General features: G+C 72.2%; 15 protein-coding genes and 1 pseudogene. 9 read left to right on the top strand and 7 right to left on the bottom strand.

Translation table 11 applies throughout. The features are described from left to right. The first annotated feature begins 216 nt into the window (after nt 1-216). Nucleotides 217-1,860: a DNA repair helicase XPB gene (locus ACIRP2_RS07590; protein WP_404247555.1), complete on the top strand. Its 1,644-nt coding sequence runs from the start codon at nt 217-219 to the stop codon at nt 1,858-1,860. Between the two features lie 52 nt (nt 1,861-1,912). Here ACIRP2_RS07590 and ACIRP2_RS07585 read toward each other — a convergent pair whose 3' ends face one another. After that, the gene (locus ACIRP2_RS07585) at nt 1,913-2,101 is read right to left on the bottom strand and encodes a hypothetical protein (protein WP_376462898.1); all 189 of its coding nucleotides are present in this window, start codon (nt 2,099-2,101) and stop codon (nt 1,913-1,915) included. A 394-nt stretch (nt 2,102-2,495) separates the two neighbouring features. Between ACIRP2_RS07585 and ACIRP2_RS07580 the strand changes: the two genes are divergently transcribed. Beyond that, nucleotides 2,496-4,589: a HelD family protein gene (locus ACIRP2_RS07580; protein ID WP_404247553.1), complete on the top strand. Its 2,094-nt coding sequence runs from the start codon at nt 2,496-2,498 to the stop codon at nt 4,587-4,589. A 66-nt stretch (nt 4,590-4,655) separates the two neighbouring features. On the opposite strand, the gene ACIRP2_RS07575 is transcribed toward ACIRP2_RS07580, so the two are convergent. After that, nucleotides 4,656-5,345 (bottom strand): copper homeostasis protein CutC, encoded by a 690-nt coding sequence (locus ACIRP2_RS07575; RefSeq protein ID WP_404247551.1) that lies wholly within the window; start codon nt 5,343-5,345, stop codon nt 4,656-4,658. 249 nt (nt 5,346-5,594) lie between these two features. Between ACIRP2_RS07575 and ACIRP2_RS07570 the strand changes: the two genes are divergently transcribed. After that, nucleotides 5,595-7,880, top strand: coding sequence for a heavy metal translocating P-type ATPase (locus tag ACIRP2_RS07570; RefSeq protein WP_404247549.1), 2,286 nt, complete (start codon nt 5,595-5,597; stop codon nt 7,878-7,880). Nucleotides 7,881-7,912: 32 nt separating this feature from the next. On the opposite strand, the gene ACIRP2_RS07565 is transcribed toward ACIRP2_RS07570, so the two are convergent. The 3 genes and pseudogenes from ACIRP2_RS07565 to ACIRP2_RS07555 all read right to left on the bottom strand — a co-directional run bounded on the left by ACIRP2_RS07565 (nt 7,913) and on the right by ACIRP2_RS07555 (nt 9,904). Next, complete coding sequence (locus ACIRP2_RS07565; RefSeq protein ID WP_404247547.1) at nt 7,913-8,782, bottom strand: biotin-dependent carboxyltransferase family protein; 870 nt, start codon at nt 8,780-8,782, stop codon at nt 7,913-7,915. After that, nucleotides 8,779-9,462: an allophanate hydrolase subunit 1 gene (locus ACIRP2_RS07560; RefSeq protein WP_404247545.1), complete on the bottom strand. Its 684-nt coding sequence runs from the start codon at nt 9,460-9,462 to the stop codon at nt 8,779-8,781. Before ACIRP2_RS07560 ends, ACIRP2_RS07565 begins: the two co-directional genes overlap by 4 nt. Continuing rightward, nucleotides 9,459-9,904: pseudogene (locus ACIRP2_RS07555) on the bottom strand (LamB/YcsF family protein). The gene ACIRP2_RS07560 and the pseudogene ACIRP2_RS07555 overlap by 4 nt, the downstream one beginning before the upstream one ends. A 322-nt stretch (nt 9,905-10,226) precedes the next feature. On the opposite strand from ACIRP2_RS07555, the gene ACIRP2_RS07550 reads away from it, so the two are divergent. After that, nucleotides 10,227-10,916, top strand: a complete 690-nt coding sequence (locus ACIRP2_RS07550; RefSeq protein ID WP_404247544.1) for a hypothetical protein — start codon at nt 10,227-10,229, stop codon at nt 10,914-10,916. Nucleotides 10,917-11,007: 91 nt separating this feature from the next. Then, nucleotides 11,008-12,234 (top strand): Cmx/CmrA family chloramphenicol efflux MFS transporter, encoded by a 1,227-nt coding sequence (locus ACIRP2_RS07545; RefSeq protein WP_404247543.1) that lies wholly within the window; start codon nt 11,008-11,010, stop codon nt 12,232-12,234. Here the strand turns inward: ACIRP2_RS07545 and ACIRP2_RS07540 are convergent. Both ACIRP2_RS07540 and ACIRP2_RS07535 read right to left on the bottom strand, forming a co-directional pair. Then, nucleotides 12,214-12,540: a DUF4031 domain-containing protein gene (locus ACIRP2_RS07540; RefSeq protein ID WP_404247541.1), complete on the bottom strand. Its 327-nt coding sequence runs from the start codon at nt 12,538-12,540 to the stop codon at nt 12,214-12,216. The two genes, ACIRP2_RS07545 and ACIRP2_RS07540, sit on opposite strands and share 21 nt — an antisense overlap. After that, nucleotides 12,537-12,905 carry a hypothetical protein gene (locus ACIRP2_RS07535; RefSeq protein WP_351075214.1) on the bottom strand — a complete coding sequence of 123 codons (369 nt, stop codon included), beginning with the start codon at nt 12,903-12,905 and terminating at the stop codon, nt 12,537-12,539. The genes ACIRP2_RS07540 and ACIRP2_RS07535 overlap by 4 nt, the downstream gene beginning before the upstream one ends. Before the next feature lie 230 nt (nt 12,906-13,135). On the opposite strand from ACIRP2_RS07535, the gene ACIRP2_RS07530 reads away from it, so the two are divergent. From ACIRP2_RS07530 to ACIRP2_RS07515, 4 genes are all read left to right on the top strand, one after another. Then, nucleotides 13,136-14,053, top strand: a complete 918-nt coding sequence (locus ACIRP2_RS07530) for a MurR/RpiR family transcriptional regulator (protein WP_404247539.1) — start codon at nt 13,136-13,138, stop codon at nt 14,051-14,053. Between the two features lie 104 nt (nt 14,054-14,157). After that, entirely contained in the window at nt 14,158-15,126 is a 969-nt protein-coding gene (murQ, locus tag ACIRP2_RS07525; RefSeq protein ID WP_404247537.1) for an N-acetylmuramic acid 6-phosphate etherase, read from the top strand. A gap of 48 nt (nt 15,127-15,174) precedes the next feature. Next, entirely contained in the window at nt 15,175-16,749 is a 1,575-nt protein-coding gene (locus ACIRP2_RS07520) for a PTS transporter subunit EIIC (RefSeq protein WP_404247535.1), read from the top strand. A 151-nt stretch (nt 16,750-16,900) separates the two neighbouring features. Then, nucleotides 16,901-17,599, top strand: a complete 699-nt coding sequence (locus tag ACIRP2_RS07515; protein ID WP_404247533.1) for a response regulator transcription factor — start codon at nt 16,901-16,903, stop codon at nt 17,597-17,599. The last annotated feature ends 231 nt before the right edge of the window (nt 17,600-17,830 follow it).

Raw genomic sequence — 17,830 nt, 5'->3', positions numbered from 1 at the left:
GGTTGCGGGCGGGGCTGAACGTGCTGGAGATCCGGCCGCTCAGGGCCGCGCGACAACCCCGAGGCGTCGACGCCCTCCCGGCCCGCCCGGCGTCGGAGGGCAGAACCCTCGCCCCGGTCCGGGGCGACGGCCGGGGAACCCGCCCTCCGCCCCTCATGCGGCACACTGGATGTTTGGCCGTTCCCGGCCTCCCCGCAGCAGAAAGGGCTGACGCGCGTGAGTGGACCCCTCATCGTCCAGAGCGACAAGACGCTGCTCCTGGAAGTCGACCACGACCAGGCCGACGCCTGTCGACGGGCCATCGCGCCCTTCGCCGAGCTGGAGCGGGCGCCCGAGCACATCCACACCTACCGGCTGACCCCCCTCGGGCTGTGGAACGCGCGCGCCGCCGGGCACGACGCCGAGCAGGTGGTCGACGCGCTCGTGCAGTACTCGCGCTACCCCGTTCCGCACGCGCTGCTCGTCGACATCGCCGAGACGATGGCCAGGTACGGCCGCCTCACGCTGTCCAAGCATCCGGTGCACGGTCTGGTGCTCACCTCCACCGACCGCCCCGTGCTGGAGGAGATCCTCCGGTCGAAGAAGATCCAGCCGCTCGTCGGGGCGCGGATCGACCCGGACACCGTCGCCGTGCACCCCTCGGAGCGCGGACAGATCAAGCAGACGCTGCTGAAGCTGGGCTGGCCCGCCGAGGACCTCGCGGGCTACGTGGACGGCGAGGCGCACCCCATCGAGCTCGCGGAGGACGGCTGGGCGCTGCGGCCGTACCAGAAGCAGGCCGTCGAGGGGTTCTGGCACGGTGGCTCGGGCGTCGTCGTGCTGCCCTGCGGTGCGGGCAAGACGCTGGTCGGGGCGGGTGCGATGGCGCAGGCCAAGGCGACCACGCTGATCCTGGTGACGAACACCGTCTCGGCCCGGCAGTGGAAGCACGAGCTGGTGAAGCGGACCTCGCTGACCGAGGACGAGATCGGCGAGTACAGCGGTACGCGCAAGGAGATCCGGCCGGTCACCATCGCCACGTACCAGGTGCTGACGACCCGCCGGAAGGGCGTCTACCCGCATCTGGAGCTGTTCGACTCCCGCGACTGGGGTCTGGTGATCTACGACGAGGTGCATCTGCTGCCCGCGCCCGTCTTCAAGTTCACCGCCGACCTGCAGGCGCGGCGGCGCCTCGGCCTCACCGCGACGCTGGTGCGTGAGGACGGCCGCGAGTCGGACGTCTTCTCGCTGATCGGGCCCAAGCGGTTCGACGCCCCGTGGAAGGAGATCGAGGCGCAGGGCTACATCGCGCCCGCCGACTGCGTCGAGGTGCGCGTCAATCTGACGGACTCGGAGCGGCTCGCGTACGCCACCGCGGAGACCGAGGAGAAGTACCGGTTCTGCGCGACGACCGCGACGAAGCGGAAGGTGACCGAGGCGCTCGTACGCAAGCACCGGGGCGAGCAGACCCTCGTCATCGGGCAGTACATCGACCAGCTCGACGAACTGGGTGAGCATCTGGACGCCCCGGTGATCAAGGGCGAGACGACCAACGCACAGCGCGAGAAGCTCTTCGACGCGTTCCGGGAGGGTGAGCTCAACGTCCTGGTGGTGTCGAAGGTGGCGAACTTCTCCATCGACCTGCCGGAGGCGACCGTCGCCATCCAGGTGTCGGGGACGTTCGGTTCGCGGCAGGAGGAGGCACAGCGGCTCGGCCGGGTGCTGCGGCCGAAGGCCGACGGGCACGAGGCGCGCTTCTACTCGGTGGTCGCCCGCGACACGATCGACCAGGACTTCGCGGCGCACCGCCAGCGCTTCCTGGCCGAGCAGGGGTACGCGTACCGGATCGTGGACGCGGACGAACTGCTGGCCGACGGCTGAGAGCGGTGGCCGGTCCGGGGCCGGCCGACGGGCGCCGGGCCGCGTGCGGCACTCAGTGCTGGTGGCGGACGCCCGCCTCTTCCGCGTACTCGCCGAGGACGACGACGCCGAACGCGGCGCGGGCGTAGACCTTGACGGCGCGCAGGGCGTCGCCGACGCGGTGGGTGTAGGGGTGACCGGTGGCCGCCGTCGCGCCGTGCGCGGGACCGGTCCTGCGGGGGTTCAGGGAGACGGTGCTCATGTGTTCCATGGTCCTGCGCCCGGGCCGCGACGGCATCGATCCTCGGGCGGAATCCGGGAGCGGTGCGCGTAGGTCTCCGGTCGCATGCCGTCCCCTACGGGGTGGACCCGGCAGCGGGCCGGAGCGAGCCCGGTGTCGGACGGGCGTCAAATCCGTTCGACCCCGGCGGGGGCGGTCGTTACAATCGCCGGTCTGCCCGCCTCCCGCACCGTGGTACCGGCCTTCGCCGGCAGCCGGGGGAGCGCCGCCGACCGGACGGAAACCGGCCGACAGCCGTACGCGCGCCCGCGCGCGTATCCCGTGATCGATCCCCGAGCGGACCGCATCGCCCCGAGCCGTGGCCGGGAGCGAGATGTGGTCCGCCGTCCTGCGTTGAAAAGCCGGAGGCAACACCGTGCCCGCGCACGAACACGAAAGCGACACCACCACCGATCCCCTGGATCATGAACGCGCCCATCTCACCGCGTCCCGCTCCGCGTTGCGCGCCATGCGCGAGGACGCCCAGGCCCTCGACATCCGTGACGTCACCGCGAACTGGGTGAACGCGGCCGTTCTGCAGGCCCAGATCGACGAGCGCATCAAGTCGCTCGCCGATCTCGCCCACACACCGCTCTTCTTCGGGCGCCTGGACTATCTGCACGCGGTCGGCGCGGAACAGGCCGAGGGTGCCGAGGGAGAGCAGTTCTACATCGGGCGCCGCCACGTCCATGACGCCGACGGCGACCCGATGGTCATCGACTGGCGCGCGCCCGTCTCGCAGCCGTTCTACCGGGCGTCCAGGAAGGATCCCCAGGACGTCGGCCGGCGCCGCCGTTTCGGCTACACCGGTGGTGAGCTGACCGCGTACGAGGACGAGCACCTCACCGACCCCGCCGAGGCCGAGCAGACCAGCAAGCTCCTCCAGGCGGAGATCGAGCGGCCGCGCGTCGGGCCGATGCGTGACATCGTCGCGACGATCCAGCCCGAGCAGGACGAGATCGTCCGCAGCGGCCTCGGCGGGACCGTCTGCGTGCAAGGAGGGCCCGGCACCGGCAAGACGGCCGTCGGCCTGCACCGGGTCGCGTATCTGCTGTACGCGCACCGCGAACGGCTCGCCCGCACGGGCACGCTGGTCATCGGCCCGAACCGGTCCTTCCTCCACTACATCGAGCAGGTGCTCCCGGCCCTCGGTGAGCTGGAGGTGAAGCAGGCGACCGTCGACGATCTGGTGGCGGCGGGCGTCGAGGTGCGCGGCACGGACTCGGCGGCCGCCGCCGTCGTCAAGGGCGACGCCAGGATGGCCCAGGTGCTGCGGCGGGCGATCCGCTCGCATGTGACGCCGCCGACGGAGCCGGTGATGGTGGTGCGCGGTTCGCGACGCTGGCGGGTGCCGGCGTACGAGCTGGAGGAGATCGTCACCGAGCTGCTGGCCCGTGACATGCGCTACGGGGCCGCCCACGAGGCGCTTCCCCAGCGGATCGCGCACTCCGTCCTGGTGCGGATGGAGGAGGCGGGCGAGGCGCCCGACGACCGGGTGCAGAACGCGGTGGCCCGCAACCCTGCCGTGAAGGCGGCCGTGAAGGCCATCTGGCCGGCCGTCGAACCGGCCAAGGTGGTGCTGCGGCTGTTGTCGGACGCGGAGTTCCTGGCCGAGCACGCGGAGGGGCTGCTCACCGAGGACGAGCAGAAGACGATCCTGTGGACCAGGCCGGCCCGGAGCGTGAAGTCCGCGAAGTGGTCGGCGGCGGACGCGGTGCTGATCGACGAGGCGAGCGATCTGGTGGCACGTACGCACTCGCTCGGCCATGTCGTGCTCGACGAGGCGCAGGACCTGTCCCCCATGCAGTACCGGGCGGTGGGCCGCCGTTGCACGACGGGTTCGGCGACGGTCCTCGGCGATCTCGCGCAGGGCACGACGCCGTGGTCGACGGAGAGCTGGGCGCAGGCACTGCACCACCTGGGCAAGCCGGACGCGGTGGTGGAGGAGCTGACGGCGGGCTTCCGTGTGCCGCGCGAGGTGATCGCGTACGCGTCCCGGTTGCTGCCGGAGATCTCTCCGGGGCTCGCGGCGGTGGAGTCGGTGCGCGAGTCGCCGGGTTCGCTGGAGGTGCGGCAGGTGGCCGGTCCGGCGGAGCTGGACGCGGCGGTGCTGGCGGCGTGCGAGGAGTCGCTGACGCGGGAGGGGTCGATCGGCCTGATCGCGGCCGATGCGCGTGTTCCGGCGCTGGCGGACGCGCTGACCGCGGCGGGCCACGCGTACCTCTCCCCCGGTGAGGAGACGACCGCCGAGTCCCGGCTGACGCTGGTACCGGCATCGCTGGCGAAGGGCCTGGAGTACGACTACGTGGTGCTGGACGAGCCGGCCGCGGTGGTGGACGGCGAACCGGACGAGCGCACGGGGCTGCGCCGGCTGTACGTGGCGCTGACGCGTGCGGTGTCGGGGCTGACGGTGGTGCACGCGGCGGCGCTGCCGGGAGAACTGGCGCCCGCAAGCCTCTCCGGCGTGTGAGGAGCGGGGCCCGGGGCGACGCCCCCGGGCCCCGGAAGGGGTGGGCGGGCCTGTTCCCCCCGCCCCCTACGCGTCGAGCACCGTGCGCCATTCCCGTACCGCCGTCGCGTCCACCGGGCCCGACCAGCCGTGCGGGCGGGCCGCGCCGCCGATGTGCACCGCGTCGAGGCCCGCGGCCAGCAGCTTCGGCAAGTGGTCCAGGCGGAGCCCGCCGCCCACCAGGATCTGGGGCTCGTACCCGGCCTCGCCCTTGCGGGCCGCCTCCACGAGCAGGGTCGGGATGCCGTCGTCCACGCCCTTCGGTGAGCCCGCGGTGAGGTACGTGTCGAGGCCCGGCATGTCCGCCAGTTGTTTGCGCAGGGCGTCGCGGTCGGCGGCCCGGTCGATCGCGCGGTGGAAGGTCCAGGGGCAGCCGTCCAGCTCGGCGACGAGCCGTTCGACGGCGACCAGGTCCGGGTGGCCTTCGGCGTCGAGGAAGCCCAGGACGAACTCCTCGGCGCCCTCCGCACGCAGTTCGCGCGCCTTCGCCACGAGCACATCGATGTCTCCGGCCGCGAAGCCGTCCGCCACCCTGAGCATCACCCGCAGCGGAATGTCCACCGCCGCCCGGATCTCCGCGAAGGTCGCACAGGACGGGGTCAGGCCGTCCGCCGCCATGTCGGTGACCAGCTCAAGACGGTCCGCACCACCCGCCTGGGCAGCGATCGCGTCCTCCGCGTCGAGAGCGATCACCTCCAGGACTGCACGGTTGCTCATGGGATCCCAATCCTCCAGGAAGCGGCAATAGGTCTAGTCCAATGACCAGCCTACGGGTCGGTCGACCGAGGGCGCAGCCTCAATCCGACGTGAAGATACGTGAGGTCAGACGCATCCCGGGGGAGTCGGACGCAGATACTCCGGATCCCGGCGACAGATCCACCCTTGCGCTTTATAGGGGAGGGGGGTATACCTGAACATGCAATGCATACCCCCTAGGGGTATGAAGACTCCGCCAGGGAGGACATCGTGTCCGCGCACACCGCCACAACCGGCACCGACTCCGGCACAGCCACCGGCACCACCGCAGAGGTCGAGCTCGCGATCGGCGGCATGACGTGCGCCTCCTGCGCGGCCCGCATCGAGAAGAAGCTCAACCGGATGGACGGCGTCGAGGCCACCGTCAATTACGCCACCGAGAAGGCCAAGGTCAGCTACCGGGGCGAGGACGTCTCCGTACAGGACCTGATCGCCACCGTCGAGAAGACCGGTTACACCGCGCACCGGCCCGCGCCCCCGGCGGCCGCCGAGGCCGACGCCCCCGAGGCGGCGGCCGACGAGCTGCGGCCCCTGCGGCAGCGGCTGCTCACCGCCGTCGCGCTCGCCGTGCCGGTGATCGCGATGGCGATGGTCCCGGCGCTCCAGTTCGACTACTGGCAGTGGCTCTCGCTGACCCTGACGGCCCCCGTCGTCACGTACGCCGCATGGCCGTTCCACAAGGCCGCGTTCACCAACGCCCGGCACGGCGCGGCGACGATGGACACCCTGATATCGGTCGGCACCTCGGCCGCGTTCCTGTGGTCGCTGTGGGCGCTGTTCTTCGGCACCGCCGGGATGACCGGCATGACGCACCCCTTCGAGCTGACGATCGGCCGGAGCGACGGCGCGGGCAACATCTATCTGGAGGCAGCCGCCGGCGTCACCGCCTTCATCCTGGCCGGGCGCTACTTCGAGGCCCGCTCCAAGCGGAAGGCGGGCGCCGCCCTCAAGGCGCTGCTGGAGCTCGGCGCCAAGGAGGTCACCGTGCTGCGCGGCGGCCGCGAGGTGACCGTGCCGACCGCCGACCTCCAGGTCGGGGACCGGTTCCTCGTCCGGCCCGGCGAGAAGATCGCCACCGACGGCACCGTCGTGGAGGGCGCGTCGGCCGTGGACGCGTCGATGCTCACCGGTGAGTCCGTGCCGGTGGAGGTCTCCGTCGGCGACTCCGTCACCGGCGCCACGCTCAACGCGGGCGGCCGGCTCGTCGTCGAGGCCACCCGGATCGGCGCCGACACCCAGCTGGCCCGGATGGCGAAGCTCGTCGAGGACGCGCAGAACGGCAAGGCGGCGGCCCAGCGTCTGGCGGACCGGATCTCGGCCGTCTTCGTCCCCGTCGTCATCGCCCTCGCGCTCGGTACGCTCGGCTTCTGGCTCGGCAACGGCGCGGGCCTGACGGCCGCGTTCACCGCCGCCGTAGCCGTACTGATCATCGCCTGCCCCTGCGCCCTGGGCCTCGCCACTCCCACCGCCCTCATGGTCGGCACCGGGCGCGGCGCCCAGCTCGGCATCCTGATCAAGGGCCCGGAGGTCCTGGAGACCACCCGCCGCGTCGACACGATCGTCCTCGACAAGACCGGCACGGTCACCACCGGCCGGATGACCCTGCTGGACGTGCACACGGCGGACGGGACGGACGAGCGCGACGTGCTGCGGCTCGCGGGTGCCCTGGAGCACTCCTCGGAACACCCCATCGCCCAGGCCGTCGCCGCCGGAGCCGCCGAGCGCACCGGTGCGGCGCTGCCCACCCCCGAGGACTTCGCCAACATCGCCGGGCTCGGCGTGCAGGGTGTCGTGGAGGGGCACGCCGTCCTCGTCGGCCGTGAGCAGCTGCTCGCCGAGTGGGAGATCCACCTGCCGGTGGAGCTGGCCCGGCACAAGGCCGCGGCGGAGGCCGCCGGCCGGACGGCCATCGCGGTCGCCTGGGACGGCGAGGCACGGGCGGTCCTCGAAGTCGCCGACGCGGTGAAGGACACCAGCGCGGAGGCCATTCGTCGGCTGCGGGCCCTGGGGCTGACCCCGATCCTGCTCACCGGTGACAACCGGGCGGTGGCCGAGGCGGTCGCGGCCGAGGTCGGGATCGAGAAGGTGTACGCGGAGGTCATGCCGGAGGACAAGGTCGACGTCGTCAAGGAACTCCAGTCCCAGGGCCGTTCGGTCGCCATGGTCGGTGACGGCGTCAACGACGCGGCGGCCCTCGCCCAGGCCGATCTGGGCCTGGCGATGGGCACGGGGACGGACGCCGCGATCGAGGCCGGCGACCTGACGCTGGTACGCGGGGATCTGCGGGCCGCGGCGGACGCCATCCGCCTCTCGCGCAGGACGCTGGGCACCATCCGTACGAACCTGTTCTGGGCCTTCGCCTACAACGTGGCCGCCCTGCCGCTCGCCGCGGCCGGACTGCTCAACCCGATGATCGCGGGCGCCGCGATGGCGTTCTCGTCGGTCTTCGTGGTCGGCAACTCGCTGCGGCTGCGCGGGTTCAGGGCGGCGGCGTAGGAAGCCGCCCGGCCCGACGGGGGGGCAGGCCCTCAGCCCGCCCGCACGAACCGCACCCGGGTTCCCGGCACCGCCTGTGCCGCGCCCGCGAGTGCGGTTTCGTGCACGACACCGACGACCGGGTAACCCCCGGTCGTCGGATGGTCGTCGAGGAACACCACCGGGCACCCGTCCGGCGGCACCTGGACGGCGCCGAGCACCATGCCCTCACTGGGCAGTTCGCCCGTGCGAGCACGTTTCAGTGGCGGCCCCTCCGTGCGCAGACCGATCCGGTTGCTGTGCGACGAGACCCGGTACGTGGCCGTTTCGAGCGTCCGCAATGCCTCGTTCGTGAACCAGGTGTGGCGGGGGCCCAGATACAGGGGGAGGACGAGTTCGGCCGGCGCCCCCGGCCAGGGGGCGGCGTCGATACCCGCAGGTCTCGACGGCCCGTGCCCCAGTGGCAGCACGTCGCCCTCGCGCAGGGGGGCCGGGCCCAGCCCGGAGAGCACGTCGGTGGACCTGCTGCCCAGCACCGGTTCCGGCAACAGGCCGCCCCCGAAGGCCAGATAGCTGCGCAGACCCCGCGCTGCGGGGCCGGCGTCGAGCACCGCCCCCGCCGGGACGCGCACGGGGGTCCCCCAGGCCACGGGCCGTCCGTCGACCGTGACCCGACAGGGAGCACCTCCGACGACGGCTACCACGAGCCGGCCGGGGCGGACCGCGCAGCCGGTGATGGTCGTCTCCAGCACTGCCGCGTCCACCGGGTTGCCGACCAGCCGGTTGGCGAGACGACGGGCCGGGGCGTCGAGGGCGCCGGCCCTCGGCACCCCGAGATGCGCCCAGCCGACGCGGCCGGCGTCCTGAACGGTGGTCAGCGCCCCGGCCCGGACCACGTCGAGGGCGTCCGTCGCCTCGATCACTCCGCCACCCCTGCCGCTCCCGCCACCACGAACCGCACCCGTGCGCCCGGCATCAGCAACGCCGCCGGTTCCCGTACCGGGTCCCACAGCTCCTCAGGGTTCGGCATCCGCCCGATGAGCTGCCATCCGCCGGGCGACGCGCGCGGATAGACCCCGGTGTACGGCCCCGCAAGAGCCACCGCCCCCGCCGGGACCTTCGTGCGCGGAGTCGTCCGCCGCGGCGCATGAAGGTGACCGGGCAGTCCGGTCAGACAGCCGAAGCCGGGCGCGAACCCACAGAACGCCACGCGGAACTCCGTACCGGCATGAATGCCCGGCACCTCGTCGACGCCGACACCCCACGCTGTGGCGACCTCGGCGAGATCCGGCCCGTCATAGACGACAGGGATCTCGACCGCGTCCCTGGCCCCACTCCGCATCGGCAGTGGTGTCCGCCAGGATGCGAGTTCGCGGGCGAACCGCACCCTCATCTCACGCGTATGGTCCGCGATACCGTCGAGCAGCACACTTCGTGCACCTGGCACGATCTCCCTTATGGCGGGCAGTTCACCGCGCGCGTGGCGGCGCAACAACTCGACGCGGAATGCCTCGGCGTGCTCGCCGGAGGACAACTCGACGAGCAGCGCCTCCCGGCCAACGGGCAGCACCAGCACCTCGGCACCGAATCCGTCCCCGCTCACACACACGCCCGCACGCCAACACCCGCCCCTTCCAGCGCCTCGCGGACCTGGCGGGCCGGCACCACGGTCCCGGGGACGTCTCCGTGCACACACAACGAGCCTGCGGCGACCGATGTCCGGCGGCCGTCGGCCGCCGTCCGTACACCGTCGCCCCAGAAGGCCCGGTTGCAGAGCACACCGCGCTGTCTGACGCACGAGACGGTGGCACCGGCCTCTTCGGCGAAGGCCCGCGGACCGCCGATCCGGCAGACGACCTCGGCTGCCGGATCGGCCGCGGGTACGTCCATGGAGCGGCATCCGAACCTGGCCGGATCGCGGTACGAGACCTGTGCCCGGATCCGTATACCCCGGTCTGCCGCCCGCTCGCAGATCCGTCGCGTCACGGAGGTGTCGTGCGGAAGCCGCAGGCGACATCGGCGCTGGTGACACAGTCGAGCGGCACGTCGTCGGTGAGGGTTCAGTTCCCGAACCCTTCACCGAAGTCCGCGTTGAGATCCATCGGATGGGTTGGACTCGTCTGATCCATCACGGGCGCACACCAGCGATTACCTGACAATCCGACAATGACTGGTGTTGCTCGGCGCGGGGGCAGGGACGACCGTACGGTGACCGGCCGTTCCGGCCGGCCACTCGGCGGGTCGACCGAGCACGTACGCCCGACAGGCAGGAGACCGGGCAAGGCGGCCGACAAGGTCGGTAGGGCCGACCGCACAGGCATGTCGCGGAGCCCCCGAGACCATCCGATCCCGAGCTAGGGTCGTCCCATGACCGACAGCTCACGCGGAAGCGGAAGCAGTGGCCACGAGGCGGGCAGCACCGACGCCGCTCTCCGCGACCGCTGGCGGGAGGCGCTCGTCGCGGCGCGGGGCGGGGCGTCCGGGCCCGATCCGGTGCCGTATGCCGACAATCTGCTGGCGCGCTGGGCCGAGCCGCAGCGTCGGTACCACACCACCGCGCACCTGGTCGCGGTGCTCGACCGCATCGACACGCTCGCCGGTCACGCGGCCGATGCGAACGCCGTGCGCCTCGCCGCCTGGTTCCACGACGCGGTCTACCGTCCCGACCGGTCCGAGAACGAGGAGCGCAGCGCCGCCCTCGCCGAGCGCGCCCTGCCTGAGGCGGGCGTACCGGCCGACGTCACGGCCGAGGTCGCCCGGCTCGTCCGGCTGACCGTCACGCACGATCCGGCGGACGGCGACACCGACGGCGAGGTGCTGTGCGACGCGGATCTGGCGATCCTGGCGGCGCCCCCGAAGGAGTACGCGGCGTACGCGGCGCAGGTGCGGGAGGAGTACGGCTTCGTGCCCGACGACGCGTTCCGCGAGGGGCGGGCGACGGTGCTGCGCCAGCTGCTCGGACTGCCACGGCTGTTCCGCACGCCGTACGGGGTGGAGCGGTGGGAAGCGCGGGCGCGGCAGAATCTGCTGACCGAATGGGAGCTGCTCGGTCACTGAGCCACGGGGTGCGGCGGCGGTCTCGGGAATGCGACGCGGCCGACCGCTGTTGGCAGCTGTCATGCCCGACTCTGCCGCTCTCCGCTCACGCATGCCACTTGCCGTGTACATTCTCGGCCTCTCCGTCTTCGCCCTGGGTACCAGCGAGTTCATGCTCTCCGGGCTGCTGCCGCCCATCGCCGACGACATGAACGTGTCCATTCCGCGGGCCGGACTTCTCATATCCGCCTTCGCGATCGGCATGGTGATCGGCGCCCCGCTGCTCGCCGTGGCCACGCTCCGGCTGCCCCGCCGCACCACACTGATCGCCCTGATCTCCGTCTTCGGCCTCGGGCAGGTCGCGGGCGCGCTGGCTCCGACGTACGAGGTGCTCTTCGCCTCCCGTGTCGTGAGCGCCTTCGCCTGCGCCGGATTCTGGGCGGTGGGGGCCGCGGTCGCCATCGCGATGGTGCCGGTGAACGCCCGTGCCCGCGCGATGGCCGTGATGATCGGCGGCCTGTCGATCGCCAATGTGCTGGGCGTGCCCCTGGGTGCCTTTCTCGGTGAGAACCTCGGCTGGCGATCGGCCTTCTGGGCCGTGGGTGCGGCGTCCGCCGTGGCGCTGGTCGGGGTGGCGACGCTGATTCCGCGGATCCCGCTGCCGGAGCAGAAGCCGCGGCTGAAGCGGGAGATGAGCATCTACCGGGACCGGCAGGTCTGGCTGTCGATCGTGATCACCGCGCTCGCGGCGGGCGGTGTCTTCTGCGCGTTCAGTTATCTGGCCCCGCTGCTGACGGATGTCGCCGGGCTGGACTCGGGCTGGGTGCCGACCGTGCTCGCGCTGTTCGGGATCGGCGCGCTGGTCGGCACGACGATCGGCGGCCGGGTCGCGGACGCGCATCTCTTCGGGGTGCTGATGAGCGGAATCGCGGCCTCGACGGTCTTCCTGGTCGCGCTGGCGCTGTTCGCGTCGAACCAGGTCGCCGCGGTCGGGCTCTCGTTCCTGCTGGGGGTGTCGGCGTTCTACACGGCCCCGGCGCTGAACGCCCGGATGTTCAATGTCGCGGGAGCCGCCCCGACGCTGGCCGGTGCGACGACGACGGCCGCGTTCAACCTCGGCAACACGGGCGGCCCCTGGCTGGGCGGCACGGTGATCGACGCGGACTTCGGTTTCGCGGCGACGGCATGGGCGGGGGCGGCGATGACGGTGCTGGCGCTGGCGGCCGTACTGCTCTCGCTGCGGCTGCACGGCGGAGGCAGGTCGCGACGGGTGACCGGGGCTCCGGCCGCGGCGTCGTCCCGGACTGCCGCGGAGGTCTCAGCGAAGGCCGCCGGCTGACGGCTGATCGACCGAGTCCGGTGCCGGATCACCGAGGGCCGGCACCGGGCGCCCCTTGGGCCGCCGGAGCCCGGCCTCCGTGATCCGGCGGACGAGTTCCTTCGAGCCGATCTGCCGGGCCCCGGCCCGCACCGCGTCCGCGTACCGCGATTCCGGTACGTCGTAGTGGTCCCGCTCGAAGGCGCGCGGCGGGCAGCCGATGGATGCCGCGAAGGCGTGCAGCTCCTCGAAGGACACGTCGCTGACCAGGTGGGACCAGAGCCGCCCGTGCCCCGGCCAGTCCGGCGGGTCGATGTAGACCGTCACCGCCGCAGTATCCCGCCCAGCGAACCGACCGGCGCGACGGCGACGGCGGCCTTGGTGCACACCCAGTGCGGGTCCGGGCCCAGTTCCGGTTCGACGTCCAGGGCGTGCGGGTCGCCCGCGTCGCAGACCGGGCACAGCGGCCACCGCCCGTACCGTTCGAGCAGCGCGTCCTGCACGTCCTGAGCGACGAGGCCGACCACGAACGCGGCGCCGTCCGGCCATTGTTCGACCCACCAGCGGCGGTGGGTCACGGCGTCCTCGACCAGCGAGACGATCCCGGCCTCGGCGACGTCACCTGCGGCGAGATCGGCCATCACCAGCGCGCGGGCCGTGTGCAACGCCTGTTCCAGGGGGTTCATCTCCATGGGCCCATTGTCACCCCGCCCGCGAACCCGCTTCTCGCGCCCGCCCCCGCCGTTTCCGCGCTGTCGTAGGCACTGCGGGAGGCACTGTCGGCGGCACGACCGGAAGCGCGGCCGGAGGCACGGCCGAAAGCGCCGATGGAAGGGTCGTCGACGGCACCGCCGGCGGTGCCGTCGGAGGCGGGGACCAAAGGGGGGTTGACGGGCAACCCGGTTGAAAATATCTTTCAAATGTGACCCATGACCTGAAGGAAAGTTTCAGCACTGACACCCCGCCCGCCCCGGCGGCTCTCGCGGCCAAGGTGCGCACGCTCGCGCCGTCCATGACCCGCTCCATGCAGCGCGTCGCCGAGGCCGTCGCGGGTGACCCCGCAGGCTGCGCCGCCCTCACGGTCACCGGTCTCGCCGAGCTCACCGGCACCAGCGAGGCGACCGTGGTCCGCACGGCCCGTCTCCTCGGCTACCCCGGCTATCGCGATCTGCGCCTGGCCCTCGCCGGGCTCGCGGCGCACCAGCAGTCGGGCCGGGCCCCCTCCGTCACCGCCGACATAGCGGTCGACGACCCGATCGCCGACGTGGTCGCCAAGCTGGCCTACGACGAACAGCAGACCCTCGCCGACACGGCCGCGGGGCTCGACACCGTCCAGCTCGGTGCCGCCGTGGCCGCCGCCGCCACCGCCCGGCGCATCGACATCTACGGCGTGGGCGCCTCCTCCCTCGTCGGGCAGGACCTGGCGCAGAAGCTGGCCCGTATCGGCCTGATCGCGCACTCCCACACGGACCCGCACCTCGCGGTGACCAACGCCGTGCAACTCCGCTCCGGCGATGTGGCCATCGCGATCACGCACTCCGGCTCCACCGTCGATGTCATCGAGCCCCTGCGGGTCGCGTTCGACCGCGGTGCCACGACGATCGCGATCACCGGCCGCCCCGACGGCCCGGTGACTCAGTACGCCGACCACGTGCTGACCACGTCCACCGCCCGGGAGAGCGAGCTGCGGCCCGCCGCCATGTCGAGCCGTACGAGCCAGTTGCTCGTCGTCGACTGCCTGTTCATAGGCGTCGCGCAGCGCACGTACGAAACGGCCGCACCGGCGCTCGCCGCCTCCTACGAGGCGCTGGCCCACCGCCACACCCCGCGCCCCCGCTGACCCGGGAGCGCATCGAACCGACCGCACCCGCACCCGCACCCGCACCCGCACCCGCACCCGCACCCGCTGAACCGTACGAGATCGAGAAAGCAGAGCTGCTCTCCATGACCTCCACCACCGACGCCGACACCAGTTCCCCCGACGGATACGGGGAGCTGCGCGCCCAGCTCGAAACGCTCACCACCGAGGCGTTCCGGCCCGAGCTCGCCGAGATCGACCGTCTGGACACGCTTGAGATCGCCCGGATCATGAACGGCGAGGACCGGTCCGTCCCGGCCGCCGTCGGCGCCCGGCTCCCCGAGATAGCCGCCGCGATCGACGGCACCGCGGAGCGCATGGCCCGCGGCGGGCGGCTGATCTACGCGGGCGCCGGCACCGCGGGCCGGCTCGGCGTGCTCGACGCCAGCGAGTGCCCGCCCACCTTCAACACCGACCCCTCGGAGGTCATCGGCCTGATCGCCGGCGGCCCGTCCGCCATGGTCAAGGCCGTCGAGGGCGCCGAGGACAGCAAGGAGCTGGCCGCCGCCGACCTCGACGCCCTGGATCTCGGCGCCGACGACACCGTGGTCGGCATCTCCGCCTCCGGCCGGACGCCGTACGCGATCGGGGCCGTCGAGCACGCCCGTGCCAAGGGCGCGCTGACCATCGGGCTGTCCTGCAACGCGGACTCCGCACTGGGCGCCGCGGCCGAGCACGGCATCGAGGTCGTCGTCGGCCCGGAGCTGCTCACCGGCTCCACCCGGCTCAAGGCGGGTACGGCCCAGAAGCTCGTCCTCAACATGCTCTCGACGATCACGATGATCCGGCTCGGCAAGACGTACGGGAACCTGATGGTCGACGTCCGCGCCTCCAACGAGAAGCTGCGCGCCCGCTCGCGCCGGATCGTCTCGCTCGCCACCGGGGCGTCCGACGAGGAGATCGAGGCCGCTCTCGCCGCGACCGACGGCGAGGTGAAGAACGCCATCCTCACCATCCTCGGCCAGGTCGACGGCCCCACCGCCGCCACCCTGCTGACCGCGGCCGACGGCCATCTCCGCGCCGCCCTCGCCGCCGCCCCCCGCACCACGACCTGACCCACCGGCTCCACCCCCGCACCCCCGCACAGCAAGGCACCACGCACCATGGCAACAGAAGACAAGAACCGCGCCACCGCCGCCGCGATCCTTCCGCTCGTCGGTGGCGCCGCGAACGTCAGCTCCATCGCCCACTGCATGACCCGGCTCCGGCTGGGTCTGCACGACCGCTCGCTCGTCGACGACGAGGCCCTGAAGGCGATACCCGCCGTCATGGGCGTGGTCGAGGACGACACGTACCAGATCGTCCTCGGGCCGGGCACCGTCGCCCGGGTCACACCGGAGTTCGAGCAGCTGGTGGAGGAGGGCAGCCAGGCCGCACCGGAACCGGCCGCGACCAAAACCGCCGCCCGCCCCGAAGGCCCCGCAACCACCTCCGCCTCCGCTCCCGCCTCGGCGGACGAACTGGCCGCCCAGGGCGCCGCGATGAGGGCGGCGCGGAAGGCGAAGAACGCCACCCCGTTCAAGCTCTTCCTGCGCAGGATCGCGAACATCTTCGTGCCGCTGATCCCGGCGCTCATCGGCTGCGGCATCATCGCCGGTCTCAACGGCCTGCTGGTGAACCTGGGCTGGCTGACCTCGGTCACGCCCGCCCTCGCCGCGATGGCGTCCGGCTTCATGGCGCTGATCGCCGTCTTCGTCGGCTTCAACACGGCGAAGGAGTTCGGCGGTACGCCGATCCTGGGCGGTGCGGTCGCCGCGATCATCGTCTTCCCGGGCGTCGCGAACATCGAGGCGTTCGGCCAGAAGCTCTCCCCCGGCCAGGGCGGTGTGCTGGGCGCACTCGGTGCGGCGGTGCTCGCGGTGTACGTGGAGAAGTGGTGCCGCCGCTGGGTGCCCGAGGCACTGGACGTCCTGGTCACCCCGACGCTCACGGTGCTGGTCTCCGGCCTGGTGACGATCTTCGGTCTGATGTACGTGGCCGGTGAGGTCTCCACCGCCATCGGCACGTTCGCCGACTGGCTGCTCTCCAACGGCGGCGCGGGTGCGGGCTTCGTGCTCGGCGGGCTCTTCCTGCCCCTGGTGATGCTGGGCCTGCACCAGGCGCTCATCCCGATCCACACCACCCTGATCGAACAGCAGGGCTACACCGTGCTGCTGCCGATCCTCGCGATGGCGGGCGCCGGCCAGGTCGGCGCGGCCGTGGCGGTCTACTTCCGCCTCCCCCGCAACGAGTCGATCCGCCGGACGATCAAGTCCGCACTCCCGGCCGGTCTGCTGGGCGTCGGCGAACCGCTGATCTACGGTGTCAGCCTCCCGCTGGGCCGCCCGTTCATCACGGCCTGCGTGGGCGGTGCGTTCGGCGGCGGCTTCATCGGGCTGTTCAACCAGCTCGGCGACAAGGTCGGCTCCACGGCCATCGGCCCGTCCGGCTGGGCGCTGTTCCCCCTGCTCGACGGCAACCACGGCCTCGGCACCACGATCGCGATCTACGCGGGGGGCCTGCTGATCGGCTACCTCGCCGGGTTCCTCGCGACGTACTTCTTCGGCTTCGGCAAGGACCTGCTGGCGGAGTTCAACGTCTCCCGGGAACCGGCGGCCTCCGCGGTCACGGCAACGGACGGCCCGACGTCACCGGCTCCCGGCCCCGACACCCCGGCGAAGGAACCGGCCGGGGTCTGACCCGGACACATGGATGAGGGGTGGTATCCGCGCTGCGGGTACCACCCCTCGTCCATGTCCACTTGCTGGAAGGACGCTCGGCCCGGCCGGGGCGGCGCCCTTCCGGCCCTCGGCCCCGCCGAACCGATCCGGCCCGCGCCATACTGGCCGGGTGACCGCTGCACGCATTCTCGTCGTCGAGGACGACCACGGCCTGCGCGATGTCCTGGCCCGTGGCCTGCGCGACGAGGACTTCGACGTCGTGACCGCCGTCGACGGCGCGACCGCCCTCAAGACCGTCGACGAGTCGGTGCACGCGGTCGTGCTCGACGTGGGGCTGCCGGATTCCGACGGACGCGATGTGTGCCAGGCGATGCGTGGTGCGGGGGTCACCGTTCCGGTGATCTTCCTGACCGCGCGCGGCGATCTCACCGACCGGCTCTCCGGTTTCGCCTCCGGGGGCGACGACTACCTGGTCAAACCGTTCCACCTCAGCGAACTCGCGGCCCGCGTCCGCGCGGTCCTGCATCGCGCCGGCCACCACGACAACGCCCTCGCCGACAGCGCGGGCGCGATGCGGCTGAACCCGGTCAGGCACGAGCTGACGGTCCACGGCCGGCCCGTGGCCCTGACGCCGACCGAGTTCCGTCTGCTGGCGTGCCTGATGTCCGGCCCCGGGAGCGTGGTGCGCCGCCGGGCCCTGCTGCGGGCCGGCTGGCCCGAGGGCGCCCAGGTCAGCGACAACACCCTGGACCAGTACCTGACCCGCCTGCGCCGCAAGCTCCGCGAGGCGGACAGCCCGCAGACCATCAGCACGGTGCGAGGTGTGGGTTACCGCTTCGGGGCTCCGACTCCGTCCCAGGGGCGATGAAGGGCTTCCCCGCTCCCCGTCGAGGCGGCCCGGTGCGCCGCATGCCCGCAGCCGGTGTCAGCGGCCCTGCCGCTTGCCGGCTCCCCGTCGCGCCGCGGATCGCACGCGACGCACACTTGTCATGACCAAAGCGAGCGGCTCAGCTCAAGGCAGTTACATTTACTTCAGCGAACCATGACGCGCGGGAGTCGCCGCGATCATCGAGTGGGCGGCCGGACCCGGCGGCGAGAC

The sequence above is a fragment of the Streptomyces sp. NPDC101194 genome (assembly GCF_044767885.1).
GTDB lineage: Bacteria > Actinomycetota > Actinomycetes > Streptomycetales > Streptomycetaceae > Streptomyces.
This window is presented reverse-complemented; position numbering and strand designations above follow the sequence as displayed.

Bases quoted from the DNA above. Each gene is read 5' to 3' on its own strand.
- ACIRP2_RS07585 (WP_376462898.1), bottom strand. From the start codon at position 2,101: ATGAGCACCGTCTCCCTGAACCCCCGCAGGACCGGTCCCGCGCACGGC.
- ACIRP2_RS07575 (WP_404247551.1), bottom strand. From the start codon at position 5,345: ATGAGCAACCGTGCAGTCCTGGAGGTGATCGCTCTCGACGCGGAGGAC.
- ACIRP2_RS07550 (WP_404247544.1), top strand. From the start codon at position 10,227: ATGACCGACAGCTCACGCGGAAGCGGAAGCAGTGGCCACGAGGCGGGC.
- ACIRP2_RS07545 (WP_404247543.1), top strand. From the start codon at position 11,008: ATGCCACTTGCCGTGTACATTCTCGGCCTCTCCGTCTTCGCCCTGGGT.
- ACIRP2_RS07535 (WP_351075214.1), bottom strand. From the start codon at position 12,905: ATGGAGATGAACCCCCTGGAACAGGCGTTGCACACGGCCCGCGCGCTG.
- murQ (WP_404247537.1), top strand. From the start codon at position 14,158: ATGACCTCCACCACCGACGCCGACACCAGTTCCCCCGACGGATACGGG.
- ACIRP2_RS07520 (WP_404247535.1), top strand. From the start codon at position 15,175: ATGGCAACAGAAGACAAGAACCGCGCCACCGCCGCCGCGATCCTTCCG.